Annotated in this window: 16 protein-coding genes; 3 read left to right on the top strand and 13 right to left on the bottom strand. The window is 71.5% G+C overall.

Translation table 11 applies throughout. The annotated features are described in order from the left end of the window. From VIP82_RS12500 to VIP82_RS12475, 6 genes are all read right to left on the bottom strand, one after another. The coding region (locus tag VIP82_RS12500; protein ID WP_331909038.1) for a hypothetical protein at window positions 1-582 on the bottom strand (582 nt) is incomplete at its 3' end. A 130-nt stretch (window positions 583-712) separates the two neighbouring features. After that, complete coding sequence (locus tag VIP82_RS12495) at window positions 713-1,282, bottom strand: GIY-YIG nuclease family protein (RefSeq protein WP_331909036.1); 570 nt, start codon at window positions 1,280-1,282, stop codon at window positions 713-715. Window positions 1,283-1,437: 155 nt separating this feature from the next. Beyond that, the gene (rpsA, locus tag VIP82_RS12490; RefSeq protein WP_331909034.1) at window positions 1,438-2,886 is read right to left on the bottom strand and encodes a 30S ribosomal protein S1; all 1,449 of its coding nucleotides are present in this window, start codon (window positions 2,884-2,886) and stop codon (window positions 1,438-1,440) included. Window positions 2,887-3,173: 287 nt separating this feature from the next. Next, window positions 3,174-3,947, bottom strand: coding sequence for a PH domain-containing protein (locus VIP82_RS12485; protein WP_331909032.1), 774 nt, complete (start codon window positions 3,945-3,947; stop codon window positions 3,174-3,176). A 2-nt stretch (window positions 3,948-3,949) separates the two neighbouring features. Further along, window positions 3,950-4,117, bottom strand: coding sequence for a hypothetical protein (locus VIP82_RS12480; RefSeq protein ID WP_331909030.1), 168 nt, complete (start codon window positions 4,115-4,117; stop codon window positions 3,950-3,952). A gap of 118 nt (window positions 4,118-4,235) precedes the next feature. Next, window positions 4,236-5,285 (bottom strand): zinc-dependent alcohol dehydrogenase family protein, encoded by a 1,050-nt coding sequence (locus tag VIP82_RS12475; RefSeq protein WP_331909028.1) that lies wholly within the window; start codon window positions 5,283-5,285, stop codon window positions 4,236-4,238. 54 nt (window positions 5,286-5,339) lie between these two features. Between VIP82_RS12475 and VIP82_RS12470 the strand changes: the two genes are divergently transcribed. Further along, entirely contained in the window at window positions 5,340-5,633 is a 294-nt protein-coding gene (locus VIP82_RS12470; RefSeq protein WP_331909026.1) for a DUF503 domain-containing protein, read from the top strand. A gap of 4 nt (window positions 5,634-5,637) precedes the next feature. Here the strand turns inward: VIP82_RS12470 and VIP82_RS12465 are convergent, their stop codons facing one another. The 7 genes from VIP82_RS12465 to VIP82_RS12435 all read right to left on the bottom strand — a co-directional run bounded on the left by VIP82_RS12465 (window position 5,638) and on the right by VIP82_RS12435 (window position 11,156). Continuing rightward, window positions 5,638-6,282: an NAD(P)H-binding protein gene (locus tag VIP82_RS12465; protein ID WP_331909024.1), complete on the bottom strand. Its 645-nt coding sequence runs from the start codon at window positions 6,280-6,282 to the stop codon at window positions 5,638-5,640. Window positions 6,283-6,327: 45 nt separating this feature from the next. Continuing rightward, entirely contained in the window at window positions 6,328-7,806 is a 1,479-nt protein-coding gene (locus VIP82_RS12460; protein WP_331909022.1) for an APC family permease, read from the bottom strand. A gap of 113 nt (window positions 7,807-7,919) precedes the next feature. Next, on the bottom strand, window positions 7,920-9,014 hold the full coding sequence (locus VIP82_RS12455) for an NAD(P)-binding domain-containing protein (protein WP_331909020.1): 1,095 nt from the start codon (window positions 9,012-9,014) through the stop codon (window positions 7,920-7,922). A gap of 68 nt (window positions 9,015-9,082) precedes the next feature. After that, window positions 9,083-9,859 (bottom strand): isocitrate lyase/PEP mutase family protein, encoded by a 777-nt coding sequence (locus VIP82_RS12450; protein WP_331909018.1) that lies wholly within the window; start codon window positions 9,857-9,859, stop codon window positions 9,083-9,085. A 40-nt stretch (window positions 9,860-9,899) separates the two neighbouring features. After that, window positions 9,900-10,340: a YchJ family protein gene (locus VIP82_RS12445; RefSeq protein WP_331909016.1), complete on the bottom strand. Its 441-nt coding sequence runs from the start codon at window positions 10,338-10,340 to the stop codon at window positions 9,900-9,902. Window position 10,341: 1 nt separating this feature from the next. Then, window positions 10,342-10,707, bottom strand: coding sequence for a TraR/DksA family transcriptional regulator (locus VIP82_RS12440; RefSeq protein ID WP_331909014.1), 366 nt, complete (start codon window positions 10,705-10,707; stop codon window positions 10,342-10,344). A gap of 83 nt (window positions 10,708-10,790) precedes the next feature. Further along, window positions 10,791-11,156: a hypothetical protein gene (locus VIP82_RS12435; RefSeq protein ID WP_331909012.1), complete on the bottom strand. Its 366-nt coding sequence runs from the start codon at window positions 11,154-11,156 to the stop codon at window positions 10,791-10,793. Window positions 11,157-11,488: 332 nt separating this feature from the next. Here VIP82_RS12435 and VIP82_RS12430 point away from each other — a divergent pair, with 332 nt between their 5' ends. Then, on the top strand, window positions 11,489-11,992 hold the full coding sequence (locus VIP82_RS12430) for a hypothetical protein (protein ID WP_331909010.1): 504 nt from the start codon (window positions 11,489-11,491) through the stop codon (window positions 11,990-11,992). A gap of 122 nt (window positions 11,993-12,114) precedes the next feature. Then, window positions 12,115-12,750, top strand: a complete 636-nt coding sequence (locus VIP82_RS12425) for a hypothetical protein (protein ID WP_331909008.1) — start codon at window positions 12,115-12,117, stop codon at window positions 12,748-12,750. The last annotated feature ends 143 nt before the right edge of the window (window positions 12,751-12,893 follow it).

The raw sequence follows: 12,893 nt of genomic DNA, 5'->3' as shown, positions 1-12,893 counted from the left end.
GCCGGTGTCGGCGCCCGCGTCGGTGCCGGCGTCGCCGCCGTCATCCGCCGCCGCCCCGTCCTGGTAGCCCTGGTCGTATGCGAACGTCGGCGCCAGGAACGAGCTCACCAGCGCCGAGCCGATGACATACCCGACGACGGTGCCGAGGATCGACGAGCCCAGCATGGAGCCGAACGACGGCCCCTGACGCTGCGGCCCGAGCGTGCGCTCCATGAAGCCGGGGTTGAGGTACTCGGCGCGCGTCGCGGCGCGGGCCATCGTCTGCGGGTCGCTCGCGCGGGGCTGCTCGGAGGGCGGAAGTCCCGCGGAGAGCTCCGCGAGCACCTGCTGACGCTGCGGCTCGGTGAGCCTGCCGAACGCCTCGGCGTGCACCTGCTCGATGGTCTCGGGCGGCGCGGTCCGCAGCAGGTAGCGGTAGCGCTCGATGGCGATCTCGTCCTCGCTCCGCGGGGGCTGCACGCCGGGCGCCTGCGTGCCGGGTGCCTGTGCACCGGGTGCCGGGGTGCCGTAGCGGTTCGGCGGCACGGGCGGCGCCTGACGCTCGGCATCCGAGTCTCCGAACAGGCGATCGAGGAATCCCATGTGGCGCTCCTTCTGTCAGCCCGGGCCCGTCCGTGGACTGCGCGGGTACGAGGCGGGTGGAGCACCACGGTAGGCGCCGTTCCTCGGAGCGGGCTGGAGGATCCGCCGCGGTTCACCGAGAGCGTACGGATCACCCCTGTGCCGCGAGCGCCTCGCTGAGCCACCGCGCGTGGAGCTGCCACGGATCGTCGACGCCGGCCGCCAGTACCGCGATGTGCGCGGTCAGCGCCTCCGAGCGACGGAACCACTCCGTGCCGGGATAGCGGTCGGCCGCGAACTGCACGTGCCGTCGCTGCTCGAGCGCGCGCCCGCCGCGCTCGAACGCCAGCAGCTCGTCATGCCAGATCGCGCCGAAACGCTGGCGCGGGTTCGCGCTCGTGCCGATCTTCACGCGATCGGCGTAGCGCAGGTAATAGACCACGTCCACGCGCGGGGGCGGGATCTCGGTGTCGGGGATCTCGCCGTGGCGCCACTCGCACACCGCGCACAGCCACCCCGACGGATAGTGCACGCCGAGGCGCGATCCGCACAGTCCGCAGGGCGACGGCAGCACATCGGTGATGCCGTCCTGCGCCGCACCCCATTCCGCCGCGGCCGCGAGGTGCCGCTCGCAGAGCGGGAACGGCGCATCGGCGGGCACCGGGCCGCGGCATCCGTCGTCGTCCACCAGGCAGCGGACGGAGAATCGGTTCGCAGGCACACCGCGACAGTACCCGTCGCCACCGACGTCGCCACCGAGCCGTGCGCTCTCGTGCCCGCGGCATGCGAAAGGGCCGCCAGCCGCCGACCTTGCGGTCGGAGGTGACGGCCCTTTCGGAACCAGCGGTTCAGCGAACCAGGCGGCTCAGCTCAGGATCAGCGACCCGAGAGCTTCTCGCGCAGAGCGGCGAGCGCCTCGTCGTCGGCCAGCGTGCCCACGGGGCTGCTGTCGGACGAGAAGGTCGACGAGCCGGTCTCGACCGGGGCGGCAGCCTCGGCCTCGAGAGCCTTCGTGACGGCAGCCTTGTGGGCCTCCCAGCGAGCGTGGGCAGCGGCGTACTCCTGCTCCCACTTCTCGCGCTGCTCGTCGAAGCCTTCGAGCCACGCGTTGGTCTCGGGGTCGAAGCCCTCGGGGTACTTGTACTCCCCGTTCTCGTCGTACTCCGTGACCATGCCGTACAGTGCCGGGTCGAACTCGGTGCCGTTGGGGTCGACCGACTCGTTCGCCTGCTTCAGCGAGAGCGAGATGCGGCGACGCTCGAGGTCGATGTCGATGATCTTGACGAAGACCTCTTCGCCGACCGAGACGACCTGCTCGGCGAGCTCGACGTGCTTGCCCGACAGCTCCGAGATGTGCACGAGGCCCTCGATGCCGTCCGCGACGCGCACGAACGCACCGAACGGAACGAGCTTGGTGACCTTGCCCGGAGCGACCTGGCCGATCGCGTGCGTGCGGGCGAAGACCTGCCACGGGTCCTCCTGGGTCGCCTTGAGCGACAGCGAGACGCGCTCGCGGTCCAGGTCGACCTCGAGGATCTCGACGGTGACCTCCTGGCCGACCTCGACGACCTCGGACGCGTGCTCGATGTGCTTCCACGACAGCTCGGAGACGTGCACGAGGCCGTCCACGCCGCCCAGGTCGACGAACGCACCGAAGTTGACGATCGACGAGACCGTGCCCTTGCGGACCTGGCCCTTGTGCAGGTTGTTGAGGAACGTGGTGCGCGACTCGGACTGCGTCTGCTCGAGCAGGGCGCGGCGCGAGAGCACGACGTTGTTGCGGTTCTTGTCGAGCTCGAGGATCTTCGCCTCGATCTCCTGGCCGAGGTACGGCGTGAGGTCGCGGACGCGGCGGAGCTCGATCAGCGAAGCGGGCAGGAAGCCGCGCAGGCCGATGTCGACGATCAGACCACCCTTGACGACCTCGATCACGGAGCCGGTGACCACACCGTCGTTCTCCTTGATCTTCTCGACGTCGCCCCAGGCACGCTCGTACTGCGCGCGCTTCTTGGAGAGGATGAGGCGGCCTTCCTTGTCCTCCTTCTGGAGAACGAGGGCTTCGACCTCGTCGCCGACCTTGACGACCTCGTTGGGGTCGACGTCGTGCTTGATGGAGAGCTCGCGCGAGGGGATGACGCCCTCGGTCTTGTAACCGACGTCGAGGAGCACCTCGTCGCGGTCGATCTTCACGACGGTGCCCTCGATGAGGTCGCCGTCGTTGAAGAACTTCAGGGTCTTCTCGACCGCGGCCAGGAAGTCCTCGGCAGATCCGATGTCGTTGATCGCGACCTGCTTGGTGGCCGGGGCGGTCGTTGCGGTAGTCATGTAGTGGGTTGTCCTTGTTGGGTTTGGTGTCGGGCTCCGGCTTTCAGCGGCATCTTCGCGCAAGGGCGAACGGATGCCTCGGGCCGAGGCGAAGCGGATTTTCCAGCGATGTCACCCGGACCCTTGCGGGATCTGGATCACCGGCGCGAACCGGTGCTCGAGCGTGGCGAAACAGCCACACGAGTGACACTCCAGGGTAACAGAACGGCCGGGTCGCCCGCGATGTTCCCGCACGCCTCGAAATCCGGCGTTACGGAGGCCCCGGCTGGGGCCGGACGAGGCTCCGTTCAGCGGGGCAGCTGGATCGGCGCGGTGTTCGTGCGGTCGGGGTCGAACGGGGCGGGCGCGGGCGCCGGCTCGCCGCGCAGCTGCGCCAGCCGCTCGTCCTCGCGTCGCTGCGCGTCGGCGAGCCAGTCCCACCCCGACGGGTTCGTGGCGGGACGCACATCGGGGACCGGCGCGGTGGGGTTCTCGTCGTGCACCGAGTCGGCCGTGGTGACGGATGCCGCGGGCGCGGCCGGCGGGGGCGGCATGATGTGGGCGCCGCCGAACTGCTCGGCCCGGCCCGCGGCGCCGCGCAGACCCGCCTGCTGGATGACGCGCTGGATCGTCAGGCCGCGCTCGTCGGGGTCGCCGACGTAGCGGATCTCGCGGAGACCCTGCTCCTGCGCCGCCGACTCGAAGACGAAGTGCCCGTAGCCGAAGACACGTCCCACGACCGGCTTGTAGACCGAGATGTCGAGGATGCGCGCGAGCGGCATGGTCGCGATGCGCTGCGACAGGATGCCGTGCACGCGGAAGACGCGCATGTTGGTGATGACGAAGCGGTCGGTGTGCTGCTCGAAGTACCGCCAGATGGCGTGGCCGGTGACCGCGGCGCCGAGGAGTGCGGGCACCCACCAGGCCTGCGCCGGCACGAAGAACGACAGGAGGAGCACGACGATGCCGCCGAACAGCTCCAGGACGGCCGAGACCGAGGCCGCCCAGTGCTTGCGCACCTCGTCGACGACGTGCTCTCCCTGATCGGTGATCAGGTGCTTCTCGATCCGCGGATCGAACATGCTCAGCCCGCGGCGAGAGCCATGAAGAAGTCGACCACGGCGACACCGGCGCCCCAGACGGCGCCGATGGCGCCCTGCACCGCATTCGCCGCATCGTGCGGCCGGGTGATGAGGTAGAACGCCGCGAACGCGATGACGAGCACCACGACGATGCGCTTGACGAGCTTCACGGTCCGGGGTTCCCTTCGACTTCTGCTGTTCTACCGCACGACGGCCGCTGCGTGCGCAGGCGCGCGGGCGCGTCGCCATTCGGCAGGAGGTCCGATCCCCGTTCCGCGGCTGCCGGGTTCACGGCCGCAGCAGCACCTTCGTGGCGCGCCGCTCGTCCATCGCGGCGTACGCTTCCGCCGCTTGGGCGAGTGGAAGCTCGAGATCGAACACGCGGCCCGGCCGGATCGCGCCGGAGCGGACGTCCGGCAGCAGCTCCTCGATGTAGCCGCGTACGGGGGCGACCCCGCCGTTGACGCCGACGTTGCGGTTGAACATCTGACGCACCGGCAGCTCGGGCCCGCCGTTGGGCACGCCGACGTAGCCGACCATCCCGCCGGCGCGGGTGGAGCGCAGCGCCTGGTCCATCGACTCCTTCGTGCCGACGCACTCGAGCACACGATCGGCGCCGATCCCGCCGGTGAGTGCGCGCACCGCCTCGATGCCGGCATCCCCCCGCTCCTCGACGATGTGGGTGGCGCCGAACTCGCGGGCCAGTGCCTGGCGATGCGGATGCCGCGACATCGCGATGATGGTGGTGGCGCCGAGCCGCTTCGCGGCGATGACGGCGCACAGGCCGACGGCGCCGTCGCCCACGACCGCGACCGCGTCGCCGGGACCGACGCCCGCCGACACCGCGGCGTGATGCCCCGTGCCCATGACATCGCTGAGGGTCAGCAGGGCCGGGATCTCGTCGTCGCCCACCGGTCCGGGAACGACGGCGAGGGTGCCGTCCGCGAGCGGAACGCGCACCCGCTCGCCCTGGCCGCCGTCGGCGAAGCCGCCGAAGCGGTCGTCGCTCCCCCACCAGCCGCCGTGCAGGCAGGAGGTGCTCACGCCGTTCCGGCAGTTGGCGCACGTGCCGTCGCACACGTAGAACGGGGCGACCACGAAGTCGCCCGGGCGGATGACCTGCACGTCGGCGCCGACCGCTTCGACGATGCCGACGAACTCGTGGCCGATGCGATGGGGCTCCTTCGTGGGCGTGACGCCGCGGTAGGGCCAGAGGTCGGAGCCGCACACGCACGCCGCGACGACGCGCACGATCGCGTCGGCTCCGGTGGACAGCACGGGGTCGGGCACGGTCTCGACGCGGATGTCGCGCGCGGCGTGGATGACGGTGGCGAGCATGGATCGAGCCTAGGACCGCGAGCGCCCGCGTGCCGCCGCTGGCACCATGGACGCATGTGGATCGGGTGGATCGAGTTCGACCTGCTGCTGGGCGACATCCGCTCGCTGAAGGAGAAGCGCAGCGTGCTGCGGCCCCTCATCGCCGAGCTCAGTCGCCGCACCGAGGCGGCCGCGGCAGAGGTGGGCGAGCACGACCTTCACCGGCGGGCGAGCATCGGCGTGTCGGTCGTCGCGTCGGGCTCGTCGCACGTGCGGGATGTGCTCGACCACGCCGAGCGCCTCGTCGCCGACCGCCCCGAGGTCACCCTGCTGTCGGTCCGACGCGGACTGCACTCCAGCGAGGACTGACGCCTCAGCCCGCGATCGCGTGGCCGATGACCTCGCCACCGGCCCCGAACCGGATGGTGCGCCCGATCGTGCTGTCGTCCGCGACGGTCGCGGCGATGACGGCGGCCACGTCCGCACGCGGCACGGACCCGGCGCCCTCCGGATCGAGCCCGATCCGCCCGGTCGGCGCATCGAGCGTGAGGGTGCCCGGTGCGAGGATCGTCCAGTCGAGCGCGCTGCCGGCGAGGTGGGCGTCTGCCGCCCACTTGGCGTCGGCGTAGGGGAAGAACGAGGATTCCCTGCCCACCCCGTGGTCGGCGCGCGAGCCGATCCACGACACCATGACGTAGCGGAGCACTCCGGCCGCCACCGCGGCATCCATCGAGCGCACCGCAGCGTCGCGGTCCACCGCGTACGTGCGGGCCGGATCGCCGCCTCCCGCGCCCGCCGCCCAGACGACGACGTCGTTGCCGGCGATCAGGTTCGTCAGCTGGTCGACGTCGAGCAGCTCGACATCGGCGACGACCGGCTGCGCGCCGGTCGCGGCGACCTCCGCCTCGTGCGCGGGATCGCGGATGACGGCCGTCACGGTGTGCTCCTGCGCCACGAGCAGCGGCTCGAGGAGCAGCGCGACCTTTCCGTGTCCGCCGAAGATCAGGATGCGGGCCATGGGTCTCCCTCCGTCGTACGCCACGATACGCCCGAGCCGCTCCTGCTAGGTGCCCGAGCCGCCCGGGCCACGATCGACGCCGTCTGACGGCGGGCCGCCGCCGGCGGCGGCATCCGCCTCCGGCTGCGCCCGCGCGAGCAGGCTGTGCCGTCGGCCCCACAGCAGGTAGAAGGCGAGCACGACCGCGACCCACACCGCGAACCATGCGTAGGTCGACCAGCCGAGGCCGGTGATCAGATACAGGCACGCGAGGATCGACAGCACCGGCGTCACCGGGTAGCCCGGCACGCGGAACGCGCGGGGCAGGTCGGGGCGCGTGCGTCGCAGCACCATGACCCCGATCGAGACCACGATGAAGGCGACGAGCGTGCCCATCGACACGAGGTCCCACAGACTCGACAGCGGGATGAAGCCCGCGAGGAGCGCCACGGCGATCGCGACGACGACCGTCGAGAACACCGGCGTGTGGGTCCGCGGGTCGACGCGGGCGAACGCCTGAGGCAGCAGGCCGTCGCGGCCGATCGAGTACAGGATCCGGGTCTGTCCGAACAGCGTCACGAGCGTGACCGAGAAGATCGAGATCACCGCGCCCGCGGCGAGCACGGTGGCGGGCCATGCAGCGCCAAGCACGTCGCCGAGGATGACGGCGAGTCCGGCGCTCTGCTGGCCCGGGTCTTCGAAGTCCGTCCACGGCTGCGCGCCGACAGCGGCGATCGCGACGAAGAGGTATACGGCGACGACCGTCACGAGCGCGATGATGATCGCCCGCGGCAGCGAGCGCTGCGGGTCGCGCACCTCGTCGCCCGCGGTCGACACCGCGTCGAGTCCGATGAACGTGAAGAAGATCGTCCCCGCGGCCGCGGTGACTCCCGCCGCGCCGTGCGGGGCGAAGTCGGCGAAGTTGTCGGCCTGGAACGCCGTGACGGCGATCGCGCCGAACATGAGGAGCACGGCGAGCTTGATGATCACCATGACGGTGTTAACCGCCGCCGACTCGCGAGTGCCACGGATGAGCAGGAGCGCGCAGAGGCCGACGAGGATCACGGCCGGGAGGTTCACGATGCCGCCCTCGAGCGGACCGACCGTCAGCCCCGCCGGGATGTCCCACCCGAACAGGTCGCCGACGAGGCGATCGAGGTAGCCGCTCCATCCCGATGCGACCGCTGCGGTCGAGACGCCGTACTCGAGCATGAGGCAGGCGGCGACACCCATGGCGACGATCTCACCGAGCGTCACGTAGGCGTACGAGTACGTCGAGCCCGACACCGGGACCGCTGAGGCCATCTCGGCGTAGCAGACGGCGGAGAGCCCCGCGGCCATCGCGGCGACGAGGAACGACAGGAGCACGGCGGGTCCGGCGAGCGGCACGGCTTCGTGCATCACGAAGAAGACGCCGGTGCCGACCGTGGCGCCGACCCCGAGCATCGCGAGCTGGAAGGTCCCGATCCCCCGGGTGAGACCACCGGGCGACGGCGCGGGCGGCGTCACCGGCTTCCGCCGGAACAGCTCTCGGGCCAGGCTCATTTCGTCCGCTCTCGTCGGCGACCGTGATCGCACGAGAGTCTAGGACGGACAGCGGGTGAGCGTGCTTCTCCCGCTGCGGTGCGTCACGGCCGACCGGCCGGCGGCGGGCGGGCTCAGGCCGCGAGAGCGACCCGCTCGGCCATGATGGCGCGGACGGCGTCGCGCCCGGCACGGTTGGCGCCCACGGTCGACTGCGAGGGACCGTAGCCGATCAGGAAGAGCCGCGGCTCGTCGAGGGAGCGTCCGTTCTCCACCCGGAAGCCGCCCTCGGGGGTGCGCAGCCGCAGCGGGGCGAGATGGTCGAGCGCGGGGCGGAATCCCGTGGCCCAGAGGATCACGTCGGCCGGCTCGAACGAGCCGTCCGGCATCCGCACGCCTTCCTCCTCGATCGAGGCGAACATCGGATGCCGCACCAGCACGCCCCGCGCCTCTGCGGCGCGAGCCCACGGCGTCCAGTGCATGCCGGTCACCGAGATCACGCTTCCGGGCGGCAGGCCTCGGCGCACACGGTCCTCGACCCCGGCGATGGCGGCGACGCGCGCCGGGATGTCGAAGTCCGCCTCCACCCACTCCGGCTCCCGACGCGTCACCCAGAACGTGTCGGCCACGTGCGAGATCTCGTCCAGCAGCTGCACCGCCGAGACGCCGGCCCCGACGACCACCACGCGCTCTCCACGGAAGTCCTCCGCCGAGACGTAGTCCGCGACGTGCAGTTGCCGGCCGCGGAAGCGCTCCTGCCCCGGATAGTGGGGGCGGAAGGGCCGCGTCCACGTGCCGGTCGCGTTGATGACGAACCGTGCGGACCAGCTTCCGCGGTCGGTCTCCACCACCAGCCGGCCATGCGGATCCTCATCGGCGCGCCGCACGGCTTTCACGCGCACCGGCCGGAGGACGTCGAGGGCGAAGCGCTCCTCGTACTCCGCGAAGTACGACGGCAGGATGTCACGGCTCGCCGCGACCGGGTCGGCCGGCGGCACGGCGAAGCCCGGCAGCTCGTGGATGCCGTTCACCGTCGCCATCCGCAGGGACGGCCAGCGGTGCTGCCATGCGCCGCCGGGGGCGGCGTTGGCGTCGATGACGAGGAACGTCGGCTCTGTGCCGGTCGCCCGCTGCAGCGGCACGAACCCGCGGCGGTGCAGGTGGTACGCCGCCGAGAGCCCCGCCTGTCCCCCGCCGATCACGATGACGTCGACGGCTGCGGGCTCCATGCCGGGCTCAACAGCGTCCGGCCCGCGGGGATTCCCGCGGGCCGGACGCGGCGATCGCGCTGATCTCCTCAGTTGAGGGCTCGCGTGGATGCCGGGATCACGCCGTCGCGGTAGAGGTCGGCGGCGACGTCCTGCAGAGCGGTCAGCGCGACGCGCTGCGGCAGCGGACCGTACGAGATGCGGGCGACGCCGAGCGCCTCGTACTCGCCCGCCGACAGCGCCCCGGGCAGGCCGATGACGCTGACCTTGCGTTCGCCGATGCCGTCGACGAGGCGCCGGGTGATGTCGGCATCGAGGATGCCCGGCACGAACACCAGGTCGGCACCCGCCGCGAGGTACGCACGGCCGCGATCGATCGCGTCCGCGACCGACTCCTCGACCGGGCGTTTGCCTGCCCGCACGAACGCGTCGGTGCGCGCGTTGAGGACGAACGGAACGCCCTCCGCGGCGCCGGCCGCGACGATGGCCTCGACCGCCGCGACGGCCTCGTCGAGCGGGCGCAGGCGGTCTTCGACGTTGGCGCCCACGACGCCCTTGCCGATTGCCCGGCGCACGGTCTCGCCCGCGTCGCCGTAGCCGTCGTCGAGGTCGGTCGTGACGGGCAGGTCGCCCACGGCATCGACGATCCGGCCGACCATGTCGAGCGTGATCTCGAGCGGGATCTGGCCGTCGGGGTAGCCGAACGTCGCGGCGATCGCGTGGCCCGCCGTCGCGATGGCGCGGGTCTCGGGAAGGGCGGCGACGGCGCGGGCCGACACGGCGTCCCATACGTTCACGACGCGCAGGATCTCGGGCGCGGCGTGGAGCCGCGCAAGGGTCTGTGCTTTCTCAGCCTGAGTGGTCATGCATGTCACGCTATCGGCGGCGCGCCCGGTCGAGGGCCGGTCAGGACGGACGGATCTCGCCGTCCATGTACCACCAGCGTCCGCTCCGCCGGAGGAACCGGCTGCGTTCGTGCAGCAAGCCTCGGTCGCGTCCGTGCCGCCACGTCGCGCGGAACTCGACGACCCCGCGCGTGTCGCCCTCCGTCCCGGCATCGACATCGACGATCTCGAGCCCGGTCCACCGCTGGGCGGCGTCGAGGGCGAGGTCGTCCGGACGCGTGCCGGGATGCCACGTCTCCTCCAGGTACCGCGCGTCGCCGACGACGAACGCCGTGTAGCGCGAGCGCATCAACGCCTCGGCCGTCGCCGGCGGGGTTCCTCGCAGCGCGGGAGCGCAGCATCCGTCGAAGAGGTCCCCGGTGCCGCACGGGCACGGGTCGCCGTCCGCCACGCGCGGGAAGCCCTCCTGCGCGGCGCGCGATGCCGCAGCGCCGAACGACACGTCAGACGCCGGCCTTCTCGGCGCAGGTCACGCAGCGGGTGGCGAACGGGCGGGCACGGAGGCGGGCGATCGGGATGCCGCGGCCGCAGTCGACGCACACGCCGTAGGTTCCGCCCTCCCAGCGCCGCACGGCCTCGTCGATCTCGGCGATCTCGCGGTGGGCGGCCTCTTCCAGCGCGACGGCGCGGGACCATTCGCCCGACAGCGTCACACCCTCGGGGTCGTGCTCGTCGTCCGCCACGTCGCCGCGGCGATCGGCGCGCAGTTCGGCCAGGTTCTCATCGATCGCCGCGATGCGCGCCGTCGCCGCGTCGTGCAGCTCGTCCAGGAGCGCTCGCAGCTCGGTCCGGCTCGCGGCGGTGGTCATCGCACGAGGATACGCCCGCTGGTCTCCGCCCGGCGGGAGCCGTGCCGGATCGGGGTGAAGGGTGTCACCACGGTTCGGTGGGGTCAGTCCGACACCTCGACGGTGAAGGTGGCGTCCTGGATGCCGCCGTCCTCATTCGACAGCACGACCTGAGTCGTCCCTTCGGCGAGCGCCTCGACACCGGGGTTGAACGTCGTGCCGTCCTCCTCGCGTCCGGGCGTGAAGGTCGCGACGGAGGGATCGGAGACGACGCCGCTGTAGCTGTCGACCGCGAGGTCGCCGGTGTCGATGTCGAGCACCTGGCCGACCTCGAGCTCCACGGTCGTGCCCGGCAGGTCGCCCACGTCCCGCACCACGGGCGTGATCACCGGCTCCGGTGCGGCGCACCCGGCGACCCCGGCGAGGGCGACGACCACGAGGACCGCAGCGACGGACCTGGCGATGCTCATGGCGTCATGATGGCAGCACAGCGCCTGCACGGCCAGCGTGCGGCGTTCACGCGGTGGGGCGATAGGGATCTCCCAGGTCGACCCCGGACGCTGGAGGCATCGCGCAGCGAGTGCCCCCCTGCCCGCTGCGCGAACCCCCGAACGGCGCTGTCGCCGGGGACCACCCCTCGTGCCCAACCCGAAGGGCACGAGGGGCGGTCTCATCGACCCGCCCGGAGCCGGCGATCCGCCACCCCCCGGACGCGATCGCCGGCTTCTTCGATCCGCGCTGTGGATAACTCGGGAACCGAGCCCGTGCCACCGGTTAACGTGAAGGCGTGAGGACTCGGGTCATGGCCGCAGCGCTCGGCGCGTTCCTCGTGCTGGCCCTCTCCGGCTGCACCACTCCGGAGTCGCCGGAGCCGACGCCGACGCCGGGGTTCTCCTCCGAAGAGGAGGCGTTCGCCGCGGCCGAGGCAACGTACCGGGCTTACGTGGACGCACTGAACCAATGGCACGCCGGTTCGACCTCTTCGCCACGCCCGACGGAGTTCCTGACTGGGAACGCACTGGAGTCCGAGCTTGACACTCAGAACATGCTCGGCGCGCAGGGTCGGTCCATTGTGGGAACAGCATCGGTTGCGAGATTCGCCGGCACCAACGCTTCAGATGATCTCGCGAAGGTAACGGCCGTCGTGTGCCTGGACGTAACCGAGTCGCGGGTTCTCAATGGCGAGGGAGTCGATGTAACACCGAGCGACCGCCCCAACGTTCTCGCTCTAGAAGTCGACTTCGTGGACCTCCGGGGCGACTTCGCGATCTCGCGCAGCGGTGTCGCGGAGGACCAGACGTGCTAGTCCTCGCGGCTTTCACGGCATTGACGTTCTCGCTGATGCCAATGGTCGGTACTGCAGCAACCAATGAATGCACTGCCTCGCAACTGCAAGCCGGGCTGTGCTCCTATGCGACCAACGATGAGGTGATCGTCTCCGGGGTCGACAAGGACGAAGGTTCGACAGAGGACGCGGTGTCCCGCAATCCTCCGGAAGATCGAATCGCGTACCCCACCCCACCCCCTCCCGAGGACTGCGGCCCGCTCAACCGCTGCATCGACTACACCGTCGTCGGCTTCCCCGACGTGACACTGGCCGACCTCGCCTCCTTCCGGCCGGCCACTCCGACCCTCGGCGGCGAGCCCGCGGGCTTCGGTGTGGTCGGCATGCCGACGAACCTGCTGGCCGCGGCATCCGAGGAGCGCATCCCGGGGACCGTGCTCGGCTGGGACGTGACGGTGCGGTTCGTGCCCACCGCGTACGTGTTCGACAACGGCGACGGCACCACGACCCGCGCCGCCACGGGCGGCTCGGCGTGGGCGAGCCTCGGGCAGGGGCAGTTCACGCCCACCGCGACAAGTCACGCCTACCGTGCCCGCGGAACCTACGGGGTGTCGGTGACGGTCGAGTATGCGGCATCCGTCGACTTCGGAACCGGCTGGCGTCCGGTGCCGGGCGTGGTGCGGGCCGAAGCGGGCGGCTACGACGTGCGCGTCGTCGAGGTGCGGACGGCGCTCGTCGACCGCACGTGTGCCGAAGACCCCACCGGTCCCGGCTGCTGAGGCCCGCTCACCACGAGCCGGCGCGCCCCGTGCGCGAGGCGCACGGCAGAGCGCAGCGGCAGGCCGACGGCGTACGCGACGGTGCCGGCGGCCGAGGTGTCGCCGCGCCCCAGGGCGATCCGGCGCTCCCAGGCGTCGCGGAG

It is taken from the genome of Microbacterium sp. (assembly GCF_036566905.1).
Lineage (GTDB): Bacteria > Actinomycetota > Actinomycetes > Actinomycetales > Microbacteriaceae > Microbacterium.
Note: the sequence above shows the minus strand (reverse complement) of the source record. Positions and strands in the feature narration are given on the sequence as shown.

Excerpts from the sequence above, each read along its gene's own strand:
- rpsA (WP_331909034.1), bottom strand. The coding sequence starts at position 2,886 with ATGACTACCGCAACGACCGCCCCGGCCACCAAGCAGGTCGCGATCAAC.
- VIP82_RS12485 (WP_331909032.1), bottom strand. The coding sequence starts at position 3,947 with ATGTTCGATCCGCGGATCGAGAAGCACCTGATCACCGATCAGGGAGAG.
- VIP82_RS12475 (WP_331909028.1), bottom strand. The coding sequence starts at position 5,285 with ATGCTCGCCACCGTCATCCACGCCGCGCGCGACATCCGCGTCGAGACC.
- VIP82_RS12470 (WP_331909026.1), top strand. The coding sequence starts at position 5,340 with ATGTGGATCGGGTGGATCGAGTTCGACCTGCTGCTGGGCGACATCCGC.
- VIP82_RS12465 (WP_331909024.1), bottom strand. The coding sequence starts at position 6,282 with ATGGCCCGCATCCTGATCTTCGGCGGACACGGAAAGGTCGCGCTGCTC.
- VIP82_RS12460 (WP_331909022.1), bottom strand. The coding sequence starts at position 7,806 with ATGAGCCTGGCCCGAGAGCTGTTCCGGCGGAAGCCGGTGACGCCGCCC.
- VIP82_RS12455 (WP_331909020.1), bottom strand. The coding sequence starts at position 9,014 with ATGGAGCCCGCAGCCGTCGACGTCATCGTGATCGGCGGGGGACAGGCG.
- VIP82_RS12450 (WP_331909018.1), bottom strand. The coding sequence starts at position 9,859 with ATGACCACTCAGGCTGAGAAAGCACAGACCCTTGCGCGGCTCCACGCC.
- VIP82_RS12440 (WP_331909014.1), bottom strand. The coding sequence starts at position 10,707 with ATGACCACCGCCGCGAGCCGGACCGAGCTGCGAGCGCTCCTGGACGAG.
- VIP82_RS12435 (WP_331909012.1), bottom strand. The coding sequence starts at position 11,156 with ATGAGCATCGCCAGGTCCGTCGCTGCGGTCCTCGTGGTCGTCGCCCTC.
- VIP82_RS12430 (WP_331909010.1), top strand. The coding sequence starts at position 11,489 with ATGGCCGCAGCGCTCGGCGCGTTCCTCGTGCTGGCCCTCTCCGGCTGC.